This is a genomic window from Oleiphilus sp. HI0125, from assembly GCF_001635355.1.
In genome coordinates this window covers 1-1,296 of record NZ_LWGF01000310.1, presented here as the reverse complement: position 1 = coordinate 1,296, position 1,296 = coordinate 1, and the positions used below count along the sequence as shown (strand labels likewise).

General features: G+C 46.4%; 2 protein-coding genes. Both read right to left on the bottom strand.

From position 1 onward, the window contains the following. Window positions 1–308 (bottom strand): outer-membrane lipoprotein carrier protein LolA (locus tag A3762_RS04250; protein WP_197469015.1); only part of this gene is annotated, 308 nt, incomplete at its 3' end. An 81-nt stretch (window positions 309–389) separates the two neighbouring features. Next, a partial coding sequence (locus A3762_RS04245) for an FtsK/SpoIIIE domain-containing protein (RefSeq protein WP_255375027.1) occupies window positions 390–1,296 on the bottom strand: 907 nt, incomplete at its 5' end.

Below are 1,296 nucleotides of genomic sequence, written 5' to 3'. Positions count from 1 at the left end.
GCCTGTTCTAGATCGGGATCGTAGACAGTTACTTCACCCTGATATACATATATTTTCTGAGCTAATGGCGCTTTTGTTTCCCAATAAAACAGATCTGGCTTCTTAGCCTTAAATTCACCCCGTGTTTCTTGAACACGTGTACCTCTGCCATCAACGACAAATTGGATAAATGCCCCCTGAATATCCGCCGATTCAGATAGCAATGCAGACAATTCATCTGCGTCTGTGCGTGTTTTTGAAAACAGATCAAAAGAGGCAATGATTAAAATCGTTACGAGAGAAAACCGTAAAGAGAGGGATTTCAGCAAGGTATGCTCTCCAAAAAAAAGAAAAGAGCATACCACAGGAGGAAATGGAAAAACTTAAGGCTTTGTTAGCCAATAAACCGTTTATGCTTCAGGTGGTGGCGGAGCTAGAACTTCACGACTGCCGTTGTGACCCGCCTCACTTACGACACCGGCTTGTTCCATCGCTTCGACCAAGTTTGCCGCACGATTGTAACCAATTTTCAGCTTACGCTGAACTGATGAAATTGACACACGTCGTGTTGTCGTAACAAAGGCAACAGCCTCATCAAACAAAGCATCTTGTTCACTTGCGCCAGAGTCTTCAGCGAAGGCTGCAGCGATCGGGTCACTTGATTCTCCGCCAGAGAGGACTTCCTCTAGATAATTAGGCTGGCCACGCTGTTTCCAATCATCAACTACCTTATGCACCTCGTGATCATCAACGAATGCGCCGTGTACCCGAACTGGAACACTTGTGCCCGGCGGCATATATAGCATGTCACCATGACCCAGCAACTGCTCTGCTCCACCTTGATCGAGAACCGTTCTTGAATCTATTTTTGACGAAACTTGGAAAGAAATACGAGTCGGAACGTTGGCTTTAATTAAGCCTGTGATCACATCAACCGATGGACGTTGCGTCGCCAGAATCAAGTGTATCCCTGCTGCACGCGCTTTTTGCGCGATACGGGCAATGAGTTCTTCAACCTTTTTACCGACAATCATCATCATGTCAGCAAACTCGTCAATCACGACAACAATAAAGGGCAAGTTTGTTAACTCTGGGTGATGCTGCTCTTCATTTAGTAGATGTTCATCTGGCTGCCATAGAGGGTCGAGGATTGGTTCACCTGCCTCAGCTGCAGCTTTCACCTTGCGGTTATAGCCAGCGATATTTCGAACACCAAGAGATGCCATCAATTTATAACGACGCTCCATCTCAGCAACACACCAACGCAAGGCGTTTGCCGCCTCTTTCATGTCTGTTACAACAGGCGTTAAGAGATGC